The organism is Vandammella animalimorsus, assembly GCF_002288875.1.
Classification (GTDB): Bacteria; Pseudomonadota; Gammaproteobacteria; order Burkholderiales; family Burkholderiaceae_C; genus Lampropedia; species Lampropedia animalimorsus.
The window spans coordinates 767,309-788,817 of sequence record NZ_NTBH01000001.1 but is presented as its reverse complement, the minus strand read 5'-3'; the positions used below and the strand labels follow the sequence as shown (position 1 = coordinate 788,817).

Here is a 21,509-nt window from a genome sequence, read left to right as displayed (position 1 = left end):
GAAAACCTCCGTCTTGGGGTGGGATGAAATACAGCAAAGCCGCCATTGTAGGCCAGGGCTGCATGTGAGAATCAAAATCAATCATCGCAGACAGAATGGTGAGGGCCCGGCCCAGCGCCGGGCCGGGCTGGCCGGGTTGGCGCTGGGCAATAATCGGCGCGATGGACCCCCTACTGGATCACGACGAAGACGGCGGCAGCTTCGAGGCGTATTTCCGCGCCCCGGCGCTGGCCGCCGAAGCGCCCCTGGCCTGGGCGCTGGGGCAGCGGCTGGAACTGCTGGATGCGCTGCGCAGCCTGTTTTCCGGGCCGCGCCACGTGGTGCAGCTGCGCCTGTGGTGCTTTCTGGAACTGGCCAGCACGCCCAAGGGGCGTGTAGCGCGCGATGATCTGAACCTGCTGTTTCACGCCCTGCAGCCGCAGGCGCTGGAGAACGTGCTCAAGCGCTTGCGCGAGGCCGGCTTGCTGGTTTGGGATGCCACCCAGCAGGACTACGCCCTGTCCGATCTGGCGCGGCAGGTGCACAGCCTGCTGGCGCCGCTGACGCAGACCGCTGGCGAGGACGATGACCTGGCCGGCCTGCTGGCCCAGGTGGCTGGCGCGCAGGCCCTGGGCCTGGCCGATGCCACGCAGCTCAAGCACCTGCATGCCCAGTTGGCGCGCTTGCACGATGAGTTTGCCGATGCCATTGCCAGCGGCTCCGAGGCGCGGCTGCGTCAGGCCCAGCCGCGCTTTGCGCGCGCGCTGGCCCTGGTCGAGCGCGCCGGGCAGGCGCTGACGGCGCTGATCCGCAGCGACAGCGGCGATGTGCGGCTTGAGCGCGAGGCGCGCGCGCTGGGCCATGCCCAGGCGCGGCTGCTGTCCATGGCCAGCCAGTTCAACCGCGCCATGCAGCAGGCCGACCGCCAGCGCGTCACGCTGGGCAGCACCGGCGTGACCAACTCCGACGTGCGCGACTGGTTGCGCGAGCAGGCCGCCCTTCCTGAGCTGCTGTGCGGCGCGCTGGCAGTGGGCGTGCAGCCCTGGCTGCTCAGCCAGCACGATTTGCTGGACGTGGCCGAGGCCGAATTCGAGCGCGACCGGCCCGACCCGCAGCGCAGCAGCGCCTTGCCGCCGCCGGCCGATGCCGCAGGCGGCACGCTGGACGTGCCCAGCCTGCCCGAGGAGCTGCATGGTCTGATCGAGCTGCTGGCGCAGTGGCAGGCGTCGGCCCAGCAAGCCGGGCCGGCCGATGCGCAGCCAGATACCCAGCCCGATGGCCCAGCCGCCGCGCTGCCGCGCCCGCTGCATGAGGTCGTGCTGGGCGGGCGTTTCGCCCAGGCTGCCTACCGCATGCAATTGCTGCCGCTGCTGGGCGATGCCCAGGCGCAAACCCTCAAGGGCCAGACTGGTGAGCTGGCGCGCTCAGGCTGGCGCGCTTCGCTCTCGCCGCGCGTGCTGCCGGTGCAGCACCACGCCGTGCAGGCCATGAGCGAAGGCTGCCTGCACCCTGAACAATCCCAGCCGCCGCCCTGGCCGGCCATGGCGTTGCCGACTGCCCAGGCCGCCCAGGCCGCAGCTGCCGGCCCGCGCCGTGGCCGCCCCCCGCGAAAAAATTCTTCCAAACCATGAACAGCACAACCGACGAAGCGGCCCTGCTGGCCGCCGAGCTGCTGGCGCGCCGCTGGCTGCCGCGCCAGCATCCGCGCATCCGGCGCGCCCTGGTCGATGCCGAACTCTGGCAGGCGCTGGAGCAGCGCCTGGCCGGCGTGGGCCTGCGCCTGGTGGACAACATCCACGCCGACCACGTCACCGTGGCGCTGGCGCGCAGCGCCGAGAACGCTGTGCTGGGCGAGACTGGGCTGGCCAGCCACAACAACTTTGACCTGCCGCGCGATGGCGTCTCGCTGCTGGTGGTGCTGTGGGCGCTGATCGTGCTGCCCAAGCGCGAGCGCCAGGCCGCGCGCGGCAACGCCGCCGATGGCCCCGGCCAGGGCGAGATGTTCGCCAGCGAAAAGCCCATGCCCAAGGCCGCCAGCGTCAGCCCGCTGGTTTCCTACAAAGCGCTGCTGGCCGACTTTGGCCCGCAGCTGGGCAAGAAAACCCGGCTGGACATGAACCTCAAGCGGCTGGAGAACCACGGCTTCATCCTGCGCCGTGGCGACGACATTGCCGAAGGCCCGCTGCTGGACCTTCTGCTGGACTACGACGTGATGGCGCCGCGCATTCTGGAAGGCACGCTGGCCCAGGTGCTCGAGCGCGCCCGCGCGGCCGAGGCCCAGGCCCAGGCCGCGCCACAGGCTGCGCCGGCAGAAGCCGCATCGGAAGCGGAAGAGGCCGCGCCACAGGCTGCGCCTGAAGCCACGCCCGCGCCCCCATCGGATGCGCGCCCCGATGTCGCGCCAGCGCGGCCCGAGGCCCAGCCGCCCGTCGCCTGAACCGAACCTGCCCCATGTTTCATCTCCAATCCATCGAACTGCTGCACTGGGACTACTGCCAGCGCCTGAGCCTGCCGCTGGACGGTGCCATCATCACCGTGGCCGGGCCCAACGGCTCGGGCAAGACCACGCTGCTGGATGCCATGCGCACCCTGCTGGGCCTGGAATGCTCGGGCGGGCGCAGCTTCAAGACCTACGCGCGCCACGCCAACGCCGATGCCTCCTGGCTGCGCGCCGTGGTGGACAACCGCCCGCGCACGCGGCAAAGCTCCAGCCGCCCCTTTGCGCGCAACCTGCTGTATGCCGACCAGGTCACGCTGGCCTGCCGCATCCAGCGCAACAGCGGCGACTGGCAGCGGCGCTACTACATGGCCGATGGCGACGTGGCCATCGAGCAGCTGCTGGAGTTGCCCGACAAGGACTGGCTGGGCATCGAGCACTGGCGCCGCCGGCTGGAGACGGCCGGCCTCTCGCGCGCCATCGCCCGCGTGCTGGCACTGGAGCAGGGCCAGACCGACCGCCTGTGCGAATACTCGCCCAAGGAGCTGCTGCGCCTGGTGTTCGACGTGTTCGGAGACCAGGAAGTGCTCGATCGCTACGAAGAAGCGCGCCGCCATCAGCGCGATGTGGCCGACGAGGCCGAGGCCGCCGCCAAAGAGCTGGCCCACGGCCAGGCCCAGCTGGCGCTGGTGGAGGCGCGCCTGAACCTCTACCGCCAGTACCAGGCCAAGCTGCGCGAGCGCGAGCGCCTGCACACCGAAGTCATCCCCGTGCTGGAATGGCGCGACGCGCGCGACGCCATGCTGGCCGAGGCCCAGGACTTGCACCGCCAGCGCCTGGAGCACGGCAAAAGCCTGGCGCGCCAGCGCCAGGACCGCCAGGCGCTGCTGCAGCTGGCGCAGCAGCAAGAGCAACTGGCCGTACAGCTGGCCCAGGCCGAGACCCAGCGCAAAGCCGCGCAAGAGGCCCTGAGCGAAGCGCGCGGCCACGAAACCCCGGTCGAGGACCTGGTGCGGCAGGCCGACGAGCTGCATGCGCTGGCCCAGGTCGAAGGCGATGCCGAGCAACTGGCCCTGCGTGTGCAGCAACTGCAGCAACAGTGCCAGGCGCACGAGCGCGATTGGCACACCCGTCAGCAGGAACGCGAGGCCGCGCAGCGCGCCCTCGAACAATTGCGCAGCGCCCGCACCGCCCCGTGCCCGGAGGACGCCACGCGCTTTGCCCAGCTGCTGCGCCAGCAGGGCATTGCCCACCACTTTGTGGCCGATGCCATCGAAATCATCGACGAGCAATGGCGCGCGGCCGCCGAAGGCGTGCTGCGCAGCGCGCGCTGGGTGGTGGTGCTGGAGAACCCGGCCGACGAAGCCCGCGCCAGCCAGCTGGCCGAGCAGCAGCGCTACCGCCACTACCTCGTGGCCGATGCCGCGCCCGCGCCCGAGCGCGTGCCGCCGCACAGCCTGCTGGCCGCGCTGCACGTGGCCGCGCCGCTGCCCGTGTGGCTGCTCAGGACACTGGCGGCCATCCGCTGCGTGCCCGACACCGCCGCCGGCTTTGCCGCCGGCGGCGAGTGGATCACCCCGCAGGCTTATTGGCGCGACGCCCGCGGCGGGCGCAGCGTTTGGGTGCCGCCCAGCCAGCACCAGTTCGGCGCCGCTGCGCTGGCTGCGCGGCGCGAATCCATCGAACAGCGCCTGGCCGAGCTGGATGCGCAGCTGCAGGCCATCGCCCAGCAGCAGCGCGAGAGCGAGCGCCAGCTGCAGGCCGCCAAGGCCGCCGCCGCTGGCCACCGCGCTGCCGAGGAGCTGGCGCGTCGCAGCGAGGAATTTGCCACCGCGCGCAGCCAGCTGGCGCAGCTGCGCCAGGCGCGCATCAGCGCCGGCCAGCGCTACGCCGAACTCGATCAGCAGCATCAGCGCCTGGGCGAGCAGCTGCGCCAGGCGCAAAGCCAGTACCAGCAAACCCAGCAACGCTTGCAGGGCGACGAATCGGCTGCCAGCCGTTTTGCGCGCGAATGGCAGGGCCGCCGCGATGCGCTGCGCACGCGCAGCGCCCAATCGCGCCGTCAGCGCGGCCAATTCCCCCCGCGCTGGATCGCGCCCGAGGCCATCGCGCAACTGCGCGAGCAGTTCACCAACGCCACGCAGGCGCGGCTGCGTGGCCAGGCCGTGGCCCGCGAGCTGGAGGAGGGCGAATGGGAAACCGACCCCAGCATCGAGGAGCGCCACACGCTGATGGTCGCCCAAGTGGCTGGCCAGCAGGCCCAGTTGCAGCAGCGCCAGGCCAGCAACGAGTCGGCCCGCATCGCCGTGGACAACGCCCGCGAGCGCTACATCGATGTGCTGCGCGCCACCGTGCGCCGCTACCGCAAGAACATCACCGAGCTGGGCGAGCTCGCCGGCGTGGCCGTGCAGGCCGACAGCCCGCACCTGGAAAACGACGACGCTGCGCTGCGCCAGGCCGAGCTGAGGGTGCACTTCAACTTCGACGGCAAGGGCCAGATCGGCCTGAACGACGGCGAGGCCTCGGGCGGGCAGCAAGTCATCAAATCGCTGATCCTGCTGGTGGGTCTGCTCAAGGACGACGAAGCCTCGGGCGGCTTCGTCTTCATCGACGAGCCCTTTGCGCACCTGGACGTGCGCAACATCCAGCTGGTGGGGCACTTTCTCAAGTCCACGCGCGCGCAGTACGTGCTGACCACGCCGATCACGCACAACGTCGAGGTCTTCGAGCCGGCCGATGTCACCCTGGTCACCGCCAAGAAAAAGCCTGGCGAGCGCTGGGCCCCGCCCATTGGCGTGCTGCAGCGCCGCGTGGCGCCCGAGCAGTATTGAAGAAGGGCCAGAACACCATGCCCAGCGACACGCCACTGCCGAGCGCCGCCGCCCTAGATGAGCTGCCCGGCCAGCCCTGGTGGCCGCAGCTGACGCCGCCCATGCGCGCCATTGTCACCGGCATGGCGCGCGCCCAGCGTGCGCCGCTGCACATGCTCACGCCCCAACAGGCGCGGCAGGCCTACCGCAGCGGTGCGCAGGTGCTCGAAGAAGACCGGCCGGCGCAGGTGCAGCACCGCGATGCGCACATCCCGGCGCGCGATGGCCATGCCCTGGCGGTGCGGCTCTACACCCCCCAGGCCCAAAGCGGCCCGGCCGCCGCACCCTGGCCGGTGCTGCTGTACCTGCACGGCGGGGGCTTTGTCGTGGGCGATCTGGACACGCACGATGTGCTGTGCGCGCGCATCGCCCACAACGCGCAGCTGGCCGTGCTGGCGCTCGATTACCGGCTGGCGCCGCAGTGGCGCTTCCCTACGGCGCTGCACGATGGCTGGGACGCGCTGTGCTGGCTGACGCGCCACGGCGCGCAGTGGGGGCTGGACGGCCAGCGCCTGGCCGTGGGCGGCGACAGCGCCGGTGGCACGCTGGCGGCGGTGCTGGCGCTGATGGCGCGCGATGCAGCCCTGCCGCTGCAGGCGCAGCTGCTGATCCACCCGGGCACCAGCGCCTGGCAGGACACGGCCTCGCACCAGCGCCATGCCCGCGGCCCGGTGCTGAGCGCGGCGCTGCTGCAATGGTTTTTCGCCCACTACATCGAGCCGGCGCAGCGCCAGGACTGGCGCTTTGCGCCGCTGCTGGCGCCCGAGGTGCAGGCCGTGGCCCCGGCGCTGTTCGTGCTGGCCGAGTGCGACCCACTGTGCGACGAAGCCCTGGCCTATGCTGATCGGCTGCGCATGCAGGCCGTGCCGGTGGAGCTGGAGCTGTACCGGGGTGTGGCGCACGAGTTCATCAAGATGGGCCGCCTGCTGCCCGAAGCGGCCTGGGCCCATGCGGCCATCGGCCAGTTCCTGCGGGCGCGCCTGCAGGCCTGAATGGCCGGCAAAACCGCTTATGCTTGCGGGATTTTTCGCAGTCCGGGCCGGTTGCCGCAGACCGCCGCCACCATGGTGCCAGTGGCCCAGCATGCGCCTTTGAACCCTTGATGGAGAACACATGCAATTCATTCGTTTCAGCGATTTGTGCGCCCAGGGCCAGGCCCAGGGCAAGCGGGTCTTCATTCGCGCGGACTTGAACGTGCCGCTGGACGAGCAGGGGAAAATCAGCGAGGACACGCGCATCCGCGCCTCGGTGCCGGCCATCCGCATGGCCCTGGATGCAGGCGCTGCCGTGATGGTCACCAGCCACCTGGGCCGCCCCAAGGAAGGGCAGTTGCAACCGGGCGATTCGCTGGCGCCGGTGGCACAGCGCCTGGGCGAGTTGCTGGGCCAGGAGGTGCCGCTGGTGCGCGACTGGGTCGATGGCGTGGACGTGGCGCCCGGCCAGGTGTTGCTGCTGGAGAACTGCCGCGGCAATGTGGGCGAGAAGAAGAACGACGCAGAGCTGGCGCGCAAGATGGCGGCGCTGTGCGACATCTTCGTGCACGACGCCTTCGGCACGGCGCACCGGGCCGAGGCTTCGACCTACGGCATTGCGCAGTACGCGCCCGTGGCCTGCGCCGGCCCGCTGCTGGCCGCCGAGATCGATGCGCTGGGCAAGGCGCTGCGCGAGCCCAAGCGGCCGCTGGTGGCCATCGTGGGCGGCTCCAAGGTTTCGACCAAGCTGACCATTCTGCGCAGTCTGGCTGAAAAGGTCGATGCGCTGATCGTGGGCGGCGGCATTGCCAACACCTTCATGCTGGCCGCTGGGCTGCCGATCGGCAAAAGCCTGGCCGAGCCCGACCTGGTGGGCGAGGCCAAGGCCATCATCGACATGATGCGCGCGCGCGGCTGCGCCGTGCCCATCCCGCAGGACGTGGTGGTGGCCCAGCGCTTTGCCGCCGATGCGCAAGCCCAGACCAAGCCGGCCAGCGAAGTGCAGGCCGATGACCTGATCCTGGACATTGGCCCCAAGACGGCCGCCGAACTGGCCGCGCAGCTGCAGCAGGCCGGCACCATCGTCTGGAACGGCCCGGTGGGCGTGTTCGAGTTCGATGCCTTCGAGCAGGGCACGCGCACCCTCTCGCACGCCATTGCCGATTCGCAGGCCTTCAGCATCGCTGGCGGCGGCGACACCCTGGCGGCCATTGCCAAGTACGGCCTGGAGCCGCGCATCGGCTACATCTCCACCGGCGGCGGCGCCTTCTTGGAGGTGCTGGAAGGCAAGCAGCTGCCGGCCTTCGAAATCCTGGCCAAACGGGCGCAGTGAGGTTGCGGCGATGGCGCAGCGGCGGCAAAAACGTGGCTTTCCTGCCAATCACTGCCAATTTTTTGCAAACAATCGAAAAAAAATGCAGATCGCTGGTGAGGAATCGCTTATCTTGTTTTCCAATATGACATTAGGTGACTAAACGTTACTTTGTGAATATGGGTCGCCGATTCAGCGGCCTGTCAATACTAGGAGAGTCATGATGCATCAACGCGTTTTTCACGCCGCCGCGCTGGCAGTGGCCGTCGCTGGTCTGGTGGGCTGCGGCAGCAGCGCAATCCCCCTGTCGCGCAATTTCGATCAGGCCGACCAGTACAAGGTCCGCTCGGCGCAGCATTGGAGCGTGATCAGCGCCGATGCGGCCAACCGCACCGCCGCCGCCCTGGAGGCCGCAGGCGTTACGCAGGGCTCGCCCATTTACGTGGCCATCCCGGAGAACGCCGGCCAGTTCGAGTGGGCCTTCCGCGACATGCTGATGACGCGCCTGGTCGAGCGCGGCGCGGCCGTGCAGCAGCACCCCGTGGCTGGCCAGTACACCGTGGTTTATCACTCTCAAGTGGTGCGTCACCCCTCCAATCTGTGGGTGGGCGGCCATGGCGGGCGCGATTACTACAACCTGGGTGATGGCGTGAGCGTGCGCTATGGCCGCCACAATGTGCAGACCACGCCGCTGGCGCCTCATTACGACCACGATGGCCCGCTGCGCAGCTATTCCGGTCAGTCCGGCACGGAGCTGGTGCTGACGACTGCCGTGCTGCACAATGAGCGCTTCCTCTCGCGCACGACCGACGTCTACTATCTGGAGAATGTGGATGCCGGCCTGTTCCAAAGCAGCTTCAAGAACATCAATATGAAAGTGGTGAACCAATGAAAGTCCAATTTCTTGCATCTGCGCTGGCTGCGGCCGCACTGGTCGCTGGCTGCGCGAATCACACCAACACCGTCCGTGTCGAGCCCAGCTACCAGGACGCGGCCAGCAACAGCTTTCTGAAAACCAACCAGAACGCCGCGCAGCAGTTGATCAGCGGCTACGACACCACGGCCTTTCAGAACAGCCCGCTGCTGGTGGCCACCATTGTGGACGTCAACGACACGCGCGTGTCCGCCCCGCTGGGCCGCACGCTCTCCGAGCAGTACGCCTCGACCCTGGCCAATGCCGGCTTGAACGTGCGCGAAATCAAGCTGCGCGGCAATGTTTTCGTGCAGGAAGGCACGGGCGAGCTGCTGCTCTCGCGTGAGATTCAGGACATCGCCAAGAGCCAGAACTCCGGCGTGGTGCTGGTGGGCACCTACTCTGCTGCAGCGCGCTTCACCTACGTCAGCCTGAAGCTGGTGCGCACGCAGGACAGCCGCATCATCAGCGCTTACGACTACACCCTGCCCAACAACCGCGACGTGCGCCGCCTGCTGCAGTCGAACTGATGGCTTGCGATGCCTGCGCCGGCTTGATGGCGTGGGCAGGCGCCAATTGGAAAAAATGCCAGCAACCCCTCGGGGCTGCTGGCATTGCTCGTTTTGGGGCCTGTGCTGTGGGCCTGCACTTTGGCGGCCTTGCGCTGGAGTTATCGCATCAACGCGGCTACCAGCCCAGGCGCAAAGGCAGATAGACCAGCATGCCGGTGATGATGGTGCCCAGAATGCCTCGGCGCAGAAAGAAGTACAGGCAGGCCGCTGGCGTGGCCCAGAGCCGGGCGTCGCGCCAGGTGTCAATCAACTGCCCATCGCTCATGAGCAGCTCAGGGATGATGACAGCCGCCAGCGCTGCCAAGGGGGCGTATTTCAGGCCACGGCGCAGCCAGTCGGGCAGCGGCAACTCACGGCGCGGGATGACGAAAAAAGCCCGCGTGATCAGCGTCACCAGGGTCAGGCCCAGGATGGCTGCCAGGGTGTACCAGTCGTTGCTGTCCATGGGTGCGTGCCTTATTGCGTCTTGGTGGGCGTCTTGGCGGATGTCTGGGCGTTCTGGCGCTCGCGCACGATACGCTGGGTGTGGTCGAACAGCAGGCCCAGCACCACGGCCGCGCCAATGGCCACCAGGATGTTGAGCCTGAGCGGCAAGCCGTAGGCCGCGATGGCCACGCCGCCGGCGACCAGCGCGGCCAGGGCGGTGTAGCGATCCACCAGCATGGACAGCGTCACGCCCAGCAGGGCCAGGATGCCAGCAAAGCCCAGGCCCCAGTGCATGGGGATGAAGTTGGCCAGCAAGATGCCCAGCATCGAAGGGACTTGCCAGGCCAGCCAGGTCACGCCCACGCTGCCCCAGAGGTAGGGCTCATGCTCCGGGCTGGGGCTGGGGTCCTGAAAGCGCTTGAAGAACAGCACGAACACCATGTCCGTGGCCAGGTAGGTCATCAGCAGCCGCTTGACGGGCGGCCAGTGGGCGAGCGGCGTGCGCCACATGCTGCTGAAGATGACAAAGCGCAGGTTGACGCACAGGCCCGTCAGCCAGATCACCCACAGCGGCGATTGCAAGGCCAGCAAGGGCAGCACCGCCAGCTGCGAGCTGCCGGCATAGACCAACAGCGACATCAGCACCGCCATGGGCACCGACAGCCCGCTTTTCACCATGGCCACGCCCGTGACCAGGCCCCAGGCGCCTATGCCCAGCGCCACTTGCAGCTGGGCGCGCGCACCTTCGCGAAAGGCCGGGTGGCGCAGCAAGGCCTGCAGCTTCGCCCGGCCCGGCGGCGGCGCGGGCTTAGGGGCGGGCGTGGGCGACAATGGGGCGGGCATGGCGTGGGGCGCTCGGGGTTGGGGCGGAGCGGATTCAGCCGCGCGCCTCGTGCGCAGCGGCTGCATCGGTGCTGGCGGCAAAGCGGTCTCCGGCGGCGATGGTAAAGCCGTTGAGAAACTGCTGCACAGGCTGGCGCTTGCCGCTGGCGCGCTGCAATTGCAGCAGGCGCAGCACGCTGCCTTGGCCGCAGGCCACGTCCACGCCTTGGCGATTGACCTGCAGCACGGTGCCTGGCGCAGCCGCTGTTCCGGTGCTGGCATCTGCATCTGTGGCCGGGGCTGGCAAGGCCTGGGCCTGCCAGATTTTCAGCGTCTGCGCTGTGCCGCCGGTTGCGGCTTGGAACAGCGCCTGCGCACCGGGAAAGGGATCGAAAGCGCAAATCTGGCGCGCCAACTCATGGGCCGGGCGCTGCCAGTCGAGCTGGCTTTGCGCGCGTTCGATCTTGTGCGCATAGCTGATGCCCTCGGCCGGCTGGGGCTGGCTGGGCAGCGGCGCCTGGGTCTGCTGCAGCTGCTCAAGCGCTGTGACGATGCACTGGCCGCCCAGCTGCGCCAGGCGGTCGTGCAGTTGCGCCGTGCTTTCGCCGGCGTGGATCGGGATGGCCTGGCGGGAGACGATGGCGCCGGTGTCCAGGCCCTCGTCCATCTGCATGATGCTGATGCCGGTTTCGGCGTCGCCAGCCTCGATGGCGCGGTGAATGGGCGCTGCGCCGCGCCAGCGCGGCAACAGGCTGGCGTGGATGTTCAGGCAGCCGTAGCGCGGCATCTGCAGCACCCAAGTCGGCAGAATCAGCCCATAGGCGGCCACGACCATCAAGTCCAGTTGCAGCTCGGCCAGCGCCTGTTGGGCGGCGGCGGCATCGGCTGCGTACTTGCCATCCAGCCGCAGCCCTTGGGGTTGCAGCACGGCAATGCCGTGCGCCTGGGCGAGCTGCTTGACCGGCGAGGGCGCAAGGCGCAGGCCCCGGCCAGCGGGGCGGTCGGGCTGTGTCAGCACCACAACGGGGCGAAAGCCCGCCGCCAGCATGGTGGCCAGGGCCTGTTGGGCAAATTCCGGCGTGCCGGCAAAAGCAATGCGCATAAGGGCTCCTGGCGGTGGGCGATGCACGATGAATGAAGTGCGCCCGCTGTGTTGCGGGCGCGTGAGGTCGGGGGCGGTGAACGGCGGTGCTCAGACCTGAGCAGGGGCCTCGCTCTTGCTGCGCTTGAGCATCTTGGTCTTGATGCGATTGCGCTTGAGCGGCGAGAGGTAATCAATGAACAGCTTGCCTTTGAGGTGGTCCATCTCGTGCTGAATGCACACGGCCTGCAGGCCTTCGGCTTCGATGGTGCGCCACTGGCCGTGCTCGTCCTGGGCCTTGACGTGCACGCGGGCATGGCGCTGCACCCCATCGTAAATGCCGGGGATGGACAGGCAGCCTTCCTCGCCGCTGTGCATTTCCTCGCTGACCCAGACCAGCTCCGGGTTGATCAGCACTTGGGGCTGGTTGCGCTCCTCAGAGACATCCATCACGAACAGGCGCTCGTGCACGTCCACCTGCGTGGCGGCCAAGCCTACGCCGTTGGATTCGTACATGGTCTCCAGCATGTCGGCAGCGATTTGCTGAATGCGCGGCCCCACTTCCGTGACGGGGGCGGCCACCTTGTGCAGGCGCGGGTCTGGGTAGTGAAGAATGGGCAGAAGGGCCATGGCGTCTGTAAAACTCTTTTGTAAACTGTCGTTATTTTCGCCATTTTTGCCCTGGATGACCGCTGCGACATAAAAAATCATTGATTTGTAAGGGCCATCGAATCAGAATCCCTGCAATTTGTCACAAATTGGGACGTTTGTTAGTAAAGCCTGCTGCCGCGCCCATGCAGGTGTTTAGGGTCTAGTGCTCTGGTCACGCGCACCAGCCCAGCAGAGGGGGCATTCACTTGTTGTACGACACCATGAATCACATCAGAACAAACCAAATCGCTGTTCGTCTTGCAAGCCCGGTGGGGAGGCTGCTGTCCGTTGCGGTGGCGTGTGCGGCGCTGCTGGCCCCTGCGGCGCAGGCGCAGAAGTACCCCATTACCCAGCAGCAGCGGGCCATTGCCCAGCAGGTGGCCGCGCGCGGCATTCCGGTGCGCGAGCTCAAGGCCGATGCGCCCAGCACTTATACCGTGCGCCGTGGCGACACGCTGTGGGCCATCTCCGGCATGTATTTGCACCGCCCTTGGCGCTGGCCAGCCCTGTGGGGCATGAACATGGATACGGTGCGTAATCCGCACCTGATCTACCCGGGCCAGGTGCTGCATCTGGACGTGCGCGATGGCTATGCACGCCTGGGGCTGGCCCCTGGCGGCGGTGGCACGATCAAGCTCTCGCCTTCGGTGCGCTCCGAACCGCTCAGCGCCGCGGCGCTGCCCACCGTGCGGCGCGATCTGATCGAGCCCTTCCTGGTGCGCCCGTTCATCAAGAGCCTGGAAGACCTGAGCGGGCTGCCCGACATCGTCGCCTCGGTGGACGAGCGTCTGGTCATGGGCAATGGCGATCTGATCTACGTGCGCGGCACGGACAGCGTGCCCCTGGCGGTCAAGGATGGCGCGCCGCGCAATCTATCCATCTTCCGCAAGGCCAAGCCACTGCAGGATCCGGAAACCAAGGAAATCCTGGGCTACGAGGGCGAATACGTGGGTCAGGCGCGCATCGTGCGCGATGAATACTTCGTCGAGCAGACCGATCGGCGCGGCCGCGTCATCGAGGAATACCGCCCAGCCACGCTGGAAATCACCTCGGTGGCTACGGACGTGCGCGTGGGCGACCGTCTGGACCTGATCAACGAGGAAGGCAATTACGACAACTTCGTGCCGCGCCTGCCGGCCAAGGATGTGCAAGGCCGCGTGGTGGCGCTGTACGGTGACCAGGCTGTGAAGAATGCCTCCTCGGGCCAGGTGGTGGCCATCAACCTGGGGCGCGACGATGCCATCGAGCAAGGCCATGTGCTGCAAATCCTGCGCCAGGGCCGGCTGGCGCGCGATCCCGAGCGTGGGCGCAACGCGCGCATCCGCCTGCCCGATGAGCCTAATGGCGTGTTGCTGATCTTCCGCGTCTTCGACCGCGTCTCCTATGGCCTGATCATGGATACGCACGATCCCGTCTCGGTGGGCGACAAGCTCGTCGTGCCCGAGTGATCCTGCACTGGAAGCGATAGCCTAAAAAAACAAGCGGCCTGTGGGCCGCTTGTTTTTTTGATGCGCACGATCCGATGCAAAAACCGCAGATGCAAGGCGAAGACGCGCGCAAGGCTTGAACGCTTTGCAAGCGTCTTCAACGCGGCAGCTGCACAGTTTTGACCGAAATCGCCGTCGCAATACTGAGTCTCAACAATCCTTAACGGCCTGCTAAGGGCCACGCAGCACGCGCACCGGATTGCCGCGATCGACCTGCCAGTGCAGTTGCGTGCGCGCCTGGCGTGCGGCGGCCTGGCGGGCCTGGGCTTGCTCAGCTAGCCGCAGTGCGATCAGGGCCCGGGCCAGCTGCTTGTTGGCATGCTGGCTGCGGGCGCTCATGACCTTGACGGTAATGCCGCTGGGGCGGTGCACGGCATGCACGGCCGAGTCGGTGGTGTTGACGTGCTGGCCGCCCTTGCCGCTGGCGCGGCAGGCCTGGTAGTCGATGTCCTCCTCGCGCAGGGCTGGGTGCGGGCCTTCGCCGGCCGTGGGGCAGCGCTGCACGGCCACAAACCAGTTCTTGCGCCGGTGGCCGGGCCGCAGCGGGCTTGGGAAGATGCACTGGATGCTGCCCTGCCAGCCCTGCAGCCAGGTTTGCAGCGCGCGGTCATCGCCGGGCCTTGCTGGCTGCAGCTGCAGCAGCACGGATTTGTAGCCCGCGGCCGTGGGCAGGCTCTCGACCTGCTCGGCCTGCACGCCGGCGCGCCGGGCGTCGTCCAGCAGGGCCCGCAGCGTCAGCCGCACAGCCAGCTCGCATTCGGCCGGCCCCTGGGCGGCGGTGATCTGGATCAGCAGCATGGCTGGCCCCCTTTCTTGTAGGTCAGCAGCGGCTTGAAGCGCGCCAGCAGCCGCACCAGGCCGGCGTCGAGCAGGCTGGCGATGACGCTGTCGATGGCTTTGTAGGCCTGTGGCGCTTCCTCGTACAGCAGCGCCTTGTCGTTGCAGACCACGGTGCTGCCCAGGCGCGTCTTGCGCAAGGCGCTGGCCTGAAAGCGCGGTGCCAGCCGGCCCATGCAGTCGCTGCGCGCCCACTTGCGCCCGGCGCCGTGCGCCAGCGAGTTCAGCGCCGCATCGCAGCCGGGCAGCGGCTGCACCAGGTAGCTGTAGTCGCCGCGCGAGCCGGGGATGAGCACTGGCCCGGCATCGGCCGGCGTGGCGCCCTTGCGGTGGATGAAGCCCTGCAGGCCGTCGTGGGTGGCGGGCAGCACGTGGTTGTGGCTCACGTCCAGCAGCGGCAGGCCGTCGCTGCGCAGCGCCTGCAGAAAGCGCTGCGCGATGGCCTCGCGGTTCAGGCGCGCGTAGCGCAGCGCGGCCTCGTGCTGCATGAGGTAGTGCTGCGCCTGGGGCGTGTCGGCGGCCAGGCCGGCATGGCCATGGGCCTCGACCTGGGCGCGCAGGATGGCGCCGCCCAGGCCGCGCGAGCCGCTGTGCACCAGCAGGTACACGGCCTTGGGGTCGAGCGCCGCGCACAGTGCAGTCGTGGCTGCGGCATCGGCAGAGTCGTCGCCTTCGGGCACGGCGTACAGCTGCTCGCAGGCCAACAGCTCGGCAAAGTGGTTGCCGCCGCCGATACTGCCCAGGCTGCCTGCCAGCTGCGCGGCGGACAGCGGCAACGCAGCGTCGTGGCACAGGGCGGTCAGCTCGGGCTGCGCCTGGGCCAGCAGCGCCTCAGGCAAAGGCCCTTCCTGGCTGCCCAGCAGTTTTTCCAGCCGGGCAGGAGAGGTTTTGTGCGCTTTCAGCCCGGTGTGCCACAAGGCCATGCCGCAGCCGATGTCCCCGCCGACCAGCGCCGGGTACAGATGGCCGACTGAGAAAAACGCCGCGCCGATGGGGTAGCCGCGGCCGGCGTGCAGGTCTGGCAGGCCAACGGCCGCGTGGATGTGCGGCAGTTGCGCCGTGGTGTGCAGCTGCGCCACGGCATTGGCTTCCAGCCAAACGTCGTTGTTGGCAAACACGCGCACCTTGTCCGCGCTGGGTTTGCCTTGCAAAGAATTGCCCATGAGAAATCCTTGTTGGGAAAACAAACACGATGTGATGGGCAACCTGGGGCGCTGCAGGCCCATGCGGCCACGGCGCGGCCTGTGCCGACGCTTTGTGCGGGCACAGGGCGGGCCGCCAGCGTGCGTCTGCCGCAGAAGCGGGCAGGGCACACCGGGCTCTGGCGTTGCTGTGTCGGGGTAGCGCGTGAGATGCGCTGCGGGCCGGGTGGTCAGGCGCTGGGGTTGCTCAGCCAACCGGCGCAGGCGTGCTGTCGCACGGGGTGCGTGCGCAGTTTCTTAAACCCTGCTCAGGACTTCAGAGCGCAGTTTCAGAGCGCAGGCCACGGCGCTGCCAGGTTGCAAAGTGCGGGGGCATGGCGTTGGGTCATGGGTGGCTCCTTTGCAAATGGCGGGGCAGGGTGAAAAGGTGGGCAGGGCGCAAGGGGCTTTCCCCTGCCCTGTGGGGCGGGCATGGCTGTGCGCGCTGCGCCGCCTAACGAAAGCGCGCAAGTCTAAATGCCCTGGTGCTGGTAGGGCAAGGCTTGGTCGGGCCTGATGCAACGGCAGGCAGGCATGTGTTGCGCGCCTGCTGCATGGGCATGGTGGTGGTGTCTCTTAGCCTTGGCGCGTTTTTTTCGTAGGCTTGGCCTGGGCATGCTGCCGCAGATAGCGCTGAAAGGCATCCAGCGTGGCCTGGCTGACGTGGTGCTCCATGCCTTCGGCGTCGCGGCTGGCGCATTCCGGGTCCACGCCCAGGGCCAGCAAAAACGATTCCACCAGTTGGTGGCGCTGGCGGCTGTAGTTGGCCGTTTGCTCGCCTTTTTCGGTGAGCAGCACCCCTTGATAGGGACGCAACTGCACGTAGCCCTCGCTGTGCAGGCGCTTGAGCATTTTGGCCACCGTGGGCTGGGCCACGCCCAGGCGCTGGGCGATTTGCACCTGCCGGGCCTGGCCGGTGCTGTGCAGCAGGTCGGAGATCAGCTCCACATAGTCCTCGATGATTTCCATGCGGTGCGCTTGGCGAACCTGCTGGAAACCGGCCACCTGCGCCTGGGTGTCGGGCAGGGTTGTGGGCTGGGCGGGGCGATTCATCGTTTTGGGTGTGGGGCGGGCCGTCGGCAGCGCGGCGGGCGTTGCGGCGACCCGCAGGGACGTGTTTACTTGGCGCTGACCACGCGTGCCAGATCCAGGCACTTGTTGGAGTAGCCCCATTCGTTGTCGTACCAGGAGACGAGCTTGACGAAGGTGCCATCGAGCGCGATGCCGGCGTCGGCGTCGAAGATCGAAGTGCGCGGGTCGCCACGGAAGTCGGTGGCCACGACCTTGTCCTCGGTGTAGCCCAGGATGCCCTTGAGCTTGCCTTCGGACTGGGCCTTCATCTCGGCGCAGATTTCTTCATAGGTGGCGGGCTTTTCCAGCTCCACGGTCAGATCGACCACGCTCACATCGGAGGTCGGCACGCGGAATGCCATGCCAGTGAGCTTGCCCTTGAGCGCTGGCAGCACCACGCCCACAGCCTTGGCCGCGCCGGTGGAGCTGGGGATGATGTTTTCCAGAATGCCGCGGCCGCCGCGCCAGTCCTTGGAGGAGGGGCCATCGACGGTTTTCTGCGTGGCTGTGGCTGCGTGCACAGTGGTCATCAGGCCGCGCTTGATGCCCCACTTGTCGTGCAGCACCTTGGCCAGCGGCGCCAGACAGTTGGTGGTGCACGAGGCGTTGGAGACGATGGCCTGGCCGGCATAGCTTTGGCAGTTCACGCCGACCACGAACATGGGCGTGTCGTCCTTGGAGGGTGCCGAGAGAATGACCTTCTTGGCGCCGGCGTCGATGTGCTTTTGCGCCGTCTCCTTGGTCAGGAACAGGCCGGTGGACTCCAGCACCACTTCGGCGCCGACCTCGTCCCACTTCAGATTGGCCGGGTCCTTCTCCTGGGTCAGGCGGATCTTCTTGCCGTTGACGATCAGGGTATTGCCCTCGACGGCCAGTTCGCCCTTGAAGCGCCCATGCACGCTGTCGTACTGCAGCATGTAGGCCAGGTAGTTGGGTTCGAGCAGGTCGTTGATGCCGACGACTTCGATGTCGTCAAAGTTCTGCACTGCAGCACGCAGTACGTTGCGACCGATGCGGCCAAAGCCGTTGATCCCCAGCTTGATGGTCATGGCGGGTGGTTCCTTCCTGTGTTGATGGCGGAAATGACAGCCCGGCAATGTGCGGCCGGGCTGGAGGGCAAAGCGCGATTTTATGTGCAGTGATCTGCGGGACAGCACACCAGGCCGGTGATGCGCATCACTTACCGCTGAGCGGCGGCCCAAAAAACAGGGAGCCCGGCAGGCTCCCTGTGGCAGGGGGGCGAGCGCTGGCTTAGCCCATGTGCAGACCGCCGTTGCAGGAGAAGTCCGCGCCGGTGGTGAAGCCCGAATCCTCACCAGCCAGCCAGGCGACGATGGAGCCGATCTCCTCGGGCGTGCCCAGGCGCTTGACGGGGATGGTGGCAACGATTTTCTCCAGCACGTCGGGGCGGATGGCCTTGACCATGTCGGTGCCGATGTAACCGGGGCTGACGGTGTTGACCGTCACGCCCTTGCCGGCCAGCTCCTGGGCCAGCGCCATGGTGAAGCCGTGCATGCCGGCCTTGGCGGCCGAGTAGTTGGTCTGGCCGGCCTGGCCTTTTTCACCGTTGACGGAGCTGATCTGGATCACGCGGCCCCAGCCTTTTTCCACCATGTCCGGGATCACCTGCTTGGTGACGTTGAACATGCTGGTGAGGTTGGTGCTGATGACGGCGTCCCAGTCCTCGCGGGTCATCTTCAGGAACATGCGATCGCGCGTGATGCCTGCGTTGTTGACCAGCACGTCAATCGGGCCGTGCTCGGCCTTGGCCTGGGCAAAGGCTTGCACGGTGGATTCCCAATCGGCCACGTTGCCCACGCTGGCGTAGAACGTGAAGCCCTGGGCCTTTTGCTCGTCCAGCCATTTCTGGTAATCGCGCGTGGGGCCACAGCCGGCAATCACCTTGAAGCCATCCTGATGCAGGCGTCGGCAGATGGCTGTGCCGATACCGCCCATGCCGCCGGTGACGTAGGCTACTTTTTGCGTCATGCAATGCTCTCCTTGTGTTGTTGCAATGGCCGTTAATCTAGCCAAACTGGGGGCTGCTGCGCTATGCGCATAAACCCTTCATTGGCCGCGCGGGCTGCAGTTTTCAGGGTTTTTCCTGGGTGGGCGCGGGCAGTGCAAAGCGCTGCTGCAGCCACTGCTGCAGGCCCAGTTGCTCGGCCATGGCATGCAGGCGCTCACGGGCGCTGCGTTGGCGCTGGCCAGTCCAACGGGCAATGATGAGCTCGTTTTTCAAGCTGTGCTCCCAACCGGTCAACTCGGTCACGGTGACCTGGTAGCCGCAGGCCTGCAGATACAGGCAGCGCATGACGTTGGTGACGTGGCTGCCCAGCTCGCGCGTGTGCAGCGGGTGGCGCCAGAGCTCGGCCAGCGGGGTGCGCGCCAGCTGCAGGGCCTTGTTGCGGCGCAGGTGCGCGGCGACCTCGGCCTGGCAGCAGGGCACCAGCACCATGGCCTGGGCCTGCTTGGCCAGGCCGAAGGCGATGGCATCGTCGGTGGCGGTGTCGCAGGCGTGCAGCGCAGTGACGATGTCCACGCGCGCGGGCAGGCCCGGGTGCTGCTGGGCATCGGCCACGGCCATGGGCAGAAAGTCCATGCGCGCAAAGCCCTGGCGCTGGGCCAGCGCCTGCGATTGCGCCACCAGGGCCGGGCGCCATTCCACGCCGATGACGCGCCCGCGCCCCAGCGGGCGCAGCACCAGGTCGTAGAGGATGAAGCCCAGGTAGGACTTGCCCGCGCCGTGGTCGACCAGCACGGGGCCGGCATCGACTGTGCCATCAGCGCTCTCGGCGCTCTGGGCGCCGCGCTGGCGGTCGATGTCGTGGATCAGCGGCTCGATGAATTGCACCAGATGCAGCACCTGCTTGAGCTTGCGGCGCGAGTCCTGGTTCAGCCGGCCTTCGCGCGTGAGGATGTGCAGCGCCTGCAGCAGCTCGATGCTGGCGCCGGCGGGCAGGCCCAGCTCGGCCAGTGCGGCTTGCCCTTGGGCAGCGGCGTCTTGCCGCGCGCGTCGATCCTGCTGCGCTTGCGGGGCCGGGCGGCGGCGCGCGCCGGGCTGCCTGGGTGCGGGGCTGGGGGCGGGCTTGCTTGTCATGGCTGCTGCGGCCCGGCGGGGGGCGCGGGAGGGGTGGCGGCATCGGCGCTGGGCGCGGCGGCATCGGCCGGGCCCAGGCCCAGCGCCTGCCAGCCGGCCAGGCCCAGGGCCTCGAGGGTGGCGATGTTGCGCTCGAAGATGGCGCTGGCGTCGGGCACGGCCTGCACTGCCTGGGCGATGCTGTCCTCGCGCAGCAGGTGCAGCGTGGGGTAGGGCGCGCGGTTGGTGTAGTTGGCGATGTCCTCGGGCTCGGTGCCGGCGAACTGGTACTGCGGGTGAAAGTCGGCAATTTGCAGCACGCCCTCCAGCCCTAGGCGTTCGAGCAGGGCGTCGGCCTCGTCCAGGAAATCGTTGAAGTCCAGAAAGTCGTGCAGCATGTCCGGCACGATCAGCAGGCTGGTGTCGCGCTGCTCGGGGGGCAGGTCGGCCAGCGCCAGCAGCTCGCGCGCCAGATCCTTGAGCAGCTGCTGTGGCGTTTGAGCGCGGCTGACCGCGTAGTGCACCAGGCCCTTGTGCTGCACGGCCTTGGCGAAGGGGCAGAGGTTCAGGCCGATGACGGCCACATCGACCCAGCGCCGCGTGGCGGCGATCAAGGCCTGGTCGGGGGCGGGGTCAGGCGTGGGGTGTATTGCAGTCGGGTTGGTCATTCATTGCGCGGCCTTCGTGGCCGAGTCGGTCGTCGTGGGGAATGCAGCGCGGGGCATGATCCAGCGCAGGCTGAGGCGGTACAGCGGTCGCTCGATCAGGCGGTAGTGGATCCAGGCATAGACCAGGCAGGCCAGCAGCGCCAGCAAGTAGCTGGGCACGTGGCGCCACAGGCCCAGCAGGCCGGGCACCAGCGGCATCAGGATGTACATGCCGCGCAGCGCCAGCAGATGGGTGAGGTACAGCGAGTACGAGGCATCGCCCAGCCGGGCCGCCAGCAGCGCCGGGCGGCTGCGCGGCTCGGGCAGGCACAGGGCCACGACCAGCAGGCCGCAGGCCGGGATGCCAAACAGCATCACGCGCTCGGGGTAGTGGAAGTAGCCGGCCATGCCCGAGCCGCGCATCAGGCTGCTGCTCTGATAGAGATAGGCCGCAATGCAAAACAGCAAGCTGGCGGCCAGCCACAGTTGCCAGGGCTGTTGCGGGTGGCGGCGTACCCAGTCGCAGACCAGAAAGCCAGCAATGAATTCCAGCAGAAAGGGCGAGCAGGTGAACTCCACCAGCAGCGGCAGCCGGCCCAGGCCATCGGGGCTGTAGATGCCCTGCTGCGCAAAGGCCACGGTCAGCGTGGCGATGGCCAGCCCCAGCAGGAACAGAATGCGCAGCTGCGTGGCCCGCTGGCACAGCAGCAGCACGGCCACCAGCAGATAGAAGTACAGCTCGTACACCAGCGTCCAGACGATGGGCAGCAGCTGCGCATCCAGCGGCTGGGGCAGCAGCAGGAAGGACTTGAGCAGATTGATGTTCTTGCCCTCGTAGGCATTGCTGCCCAGGTACAGCGCCAGGAAGATCAGGAACACCGGCCACCAGCCGCTGTAGACGCGTGCAAAGCGCTTGACGGCAAAGCCCGCAGCGCTGCGCAGCCCGGGTTGTAGCTGGCGCGTGGTCTCGGCCATGATGGCGCCGCTGATGACGAAGAAGATGTCCACCCCGGCAAAGCCGATCTTGGCGATCTGGTGCAGTACCGGGATTTCCGGATAAACGATTTGCCACACGATGGGCGGCGTGGCGTGGTGCAGCGTGACCAGCAAGGCGGCGACGAAGCGCAGGATCTGGATGTTCTGGATCATGGGCAGATGGCCTGGGGTGTGATG

General features: G+C 67.6%; 20 protein-coding genes. 8 read left to right on the top strand and 12 right to left on the bottom strand.

Going from position 1 to position 21,509, the window contains the following annotated elements:
* Positions 1-161 precede the first annotated feature (161 nt).
* The 7 genes from CLI93_RS03310 to CLI93_RS03280 all read left to right on the top strand — a co-directional run bounded on the left by CLI93_RS03310 (position 162) and on the right by CLI93_RS03280 (position 9,012).
* A complete protein-coding gene (locus CLI93_RS03310) occupies positions 162-1,610 on the top strand; it encodes a hypothetical protein (protein WP_238945871.1) in 1,449 nt (482 codons plus the stop codon).
* Positions 1,607-2,416, top strand: coding sequence for a hypothetical protein (locus CLI93_RS03305; protein ID WP_238945872.1), 810 nt, complete (start codon positions 1,607-1,609; stop codon positions 2,414-2,416). Before CLI93_RS03310 ends, CLI93_RS03305 begins: the two co-directional genes overlap by 4 nt.
* A gap of 14 nt (positions 2,417-2,430) precedes the next feature.
* A complete protein-coding gene (locus CLI93_RS03300) occupies positions 2,431-5,247 on the top strand; it encodes an ATP-binding protein (RefSeq protein WP_095542888.1) in 2,817 nt (938 codons plus the stop codon).
* A gap of 17 nt (positions 5,248-5,264) precedes the next feature.
* A complete protein-coding gene (locus CLI93_RS03295; protein WP_420823098.1) occupies positions 5,265-6,278 on the top strand; it encodes an alpha/beta hydrolase in 1,014 nt (337 codons plus the stop codon).
* 121 nt (positions 6,279-6,399) lie between these two features.
* The gene (locus CLI93_RS03290) at positions 6,400-7,590 is read left to right on the top strand and encodes a phosphoglycerate kinase (protein ID WP_095995655.1); all 1,191 of its coding nucleotides are present in this window, start codon (positions 6,400-6,402) and stop codon (positions 7,588-7,590) included.
* Positions 7,591-7,792: 202 nt separating this feature from the next.
* Complete coding sequence (locus CLI93_RS03285) at positions 7,793-8,461, top strand: hypothetical protein (RefSeq protein ID WP_238944807.1); 669 nt, start codon at positions 7,793-7,795, stop codon at positions 8,459-8,461.
* Entirely contained in the window at positions 8,458-9,012 is a 555-nt protein-coding gene (locus CLI93_RS03280) for a FlgO family outer membrane protein (protein ID WP_095538410.1), read from the top strand. Before CLI93_RS03285 ends, CLI93_RS03280 begins: the two co-directional genes overlap by 4 nt.
* A gap of 157 nt (positions 9,013-9,169) precedes the next feature.
* On the opposite strand, the gene CLI93_RS03275 is transcribed toward CLI93_RS03280, so the two are convergent.
* From CLI93_RS03275 to def, 4 genes are all read right to left on the bottom strand, one after another.
* The gene (locus CLI93_RS03275) at positions 9,170-9,499 is read right to left on the bottom strand and encodes an AzlD domain-containing protein (protein ID WP_095542890.1); all 330 of its coding nucleotides are present in this window, start codon (positions 9,497-9,499) and stop codon (positions 9,170-9,172) included.
* A gap of 11 nt (positions 9,500-9,510) precedes the next feature.
* The gene (locus CLI93_RS03270; protein ID WP_095542905.1) at positions 9,511-10,323 is read right to left on the bottom strand and encodes an AzlC family ABC transporter permease; all 813 of its coding nucleotides are present in this window, start codon (positions 10,321-10,323) and stop codon (positions 9,511-9,513) included.
* A gap of 34 nt (positions 10,324-10,357) precedes the next feature.
* Positions 10,358-11,404 carry a methionyl-tRNA formyltransferase gene (gene fmt / locus CLI93_RS03265; protein WP_095542891.1) on the bottom strand — a complete coding sequence of 349 codons (1,047 nt, stop codon included), beginning with the start codon at positions 11,402-11,404 and terminating at the stop codon, positions 10,358-10,360.
* 90 nt (positions 11,405-11,494) lie between these two features.
* On the bottom strand, positions 11,495-12,013 hold the full coding sequence (def, locus tag CLI93_RS03260; protein ID WP_095542906.1) for a peptide deformylase: 519 nt from the start codon (positions 12,011-12,013) through the stop codon (positions 11,495-11,497).
* Between the two features lie 242 nt (positions 12,014-12,255).
* Here def and CLI93_RS03255 point away from each other — a divergent pair, with 242 nt between their 5' ends.
* A complete protein-coding gene (locus CLI93_RS03255) occupies positions 12,256-13,482 on the top strand; it encodes a LysM peptidoglycan-binding domain-containing protein (protein ID WP_095542892.1) in 1,227 nt (408 codons plus the stop codon).
* Between the two features lie 210 nt (positions 13,483-13,692).
* Here the strand turns inward: CLI93_RS03255 and prfH are convergent, their stop codons facing one another.
* The 8 genes from prfH to CLI93_RS03215 form a co-directional block, all read right to left on the bottom strand.
* The gene (gene prfH / locus CLI93_RS03250) at positions 13,693-14,319 is read right to left on the bottom strand and encodes a peptide chain release factor H (protein ID WP_095542893.1); all 627 of its coding nucleotides are present in this window, start codon (positions 14,317-14,319) and stop codon (positions 13,693-13,695) included.
* Entirely contained in the window at positions 14,310-15,521 is a 1,212-nt protein-coding gene (locus CLI93_RS03245; protein WP_095542894.1) for an RNA ligase RtcB family protein, read from the bottom strand. The genes prfH and CLI93_RS03245 overlap by 10 nt, the downstream gene beginning before the upstream one ends.
* Before the next feature lie 594 nt (positions 15,522-16,115).
* Positions 16,116-16,592: a manganese-binding transcriptional regulator MntR gene (mntR, locus tag CLI93_RS03240; protein WP_095542895.1), complete on the bottom strand. Its 477-nt coding sequence runs from the start codon at positions 16,590-16,592 to the stop codon at positions 16,116-16,118.
* 65 nt (positions 16,593-16,657) lie between these two features.
* Positions 16,658-17,659 (bottom strand): type I glyceraldehyde-3-phosphate dehydrogenase, encoded by a 1,002-nt coding sequence (gene gap, locus CLI93_RS03235; protein ID WP_095538294.1) that lies wholly within the window; start codon positions 17,657-17,659, stop codon positions 16,658-16,660.
* Positions 17,660-17,861: 202 nt separating this feature from the next.
* Positions 17,862-18,599 carry an acetoacetyl-CoA reductase gene (gene phbB, locus CLI93_RS03230; protein ID WP_095542896.1) on the bottom strand — a complete coding sequence of 246 codons (738 nt, stop codon included), beginning with the start codon at positions 18,597-18,599 and terminating at the stop codon, positions 17,862-17,864.
* A 103-nt stretch (positions 18,600-18,702) separates the two neighbouring features.
* Positions 18,703-19,710, bottom strand: a complete 1,008-nt coding sequence (locus CLI93_RS03225; RefSeq protein ID WP_095995654.1) for a class I SAM-dependent methyltransferase — start codon at positions 19,708-19,710, stop codon at positions 18,703-18,705.
* Positions 19,707-20,357, bottom strand: coding sequence for a DUF1415 domain-containing protein (locus tag CLI93_RS03220; protein WP_095543692.1), 651 nt, complete (start codon positions 20,355-20,357; stop codon positions 19,707-19,709). The genes CLI93_RS03225 and CLI93_RS03220 overlap by 4 nt, the downstream gene beginning before the upstream one ends.
* Positions 20,358-21,485, bottom strand: a complete 1,128-nt coding sequence (locus tag CLI93_RS03215) for an acyltransferase family protein (RefSeq protein ID WP_095543693.1) — start codon at positions 21,483-21,485, stop codon at positions 20,358-20,360. It lies immediately after the preceding gene.
* Between the last annotated feature and the right edge of the window lie 24 nt (positions 21,486-21,509).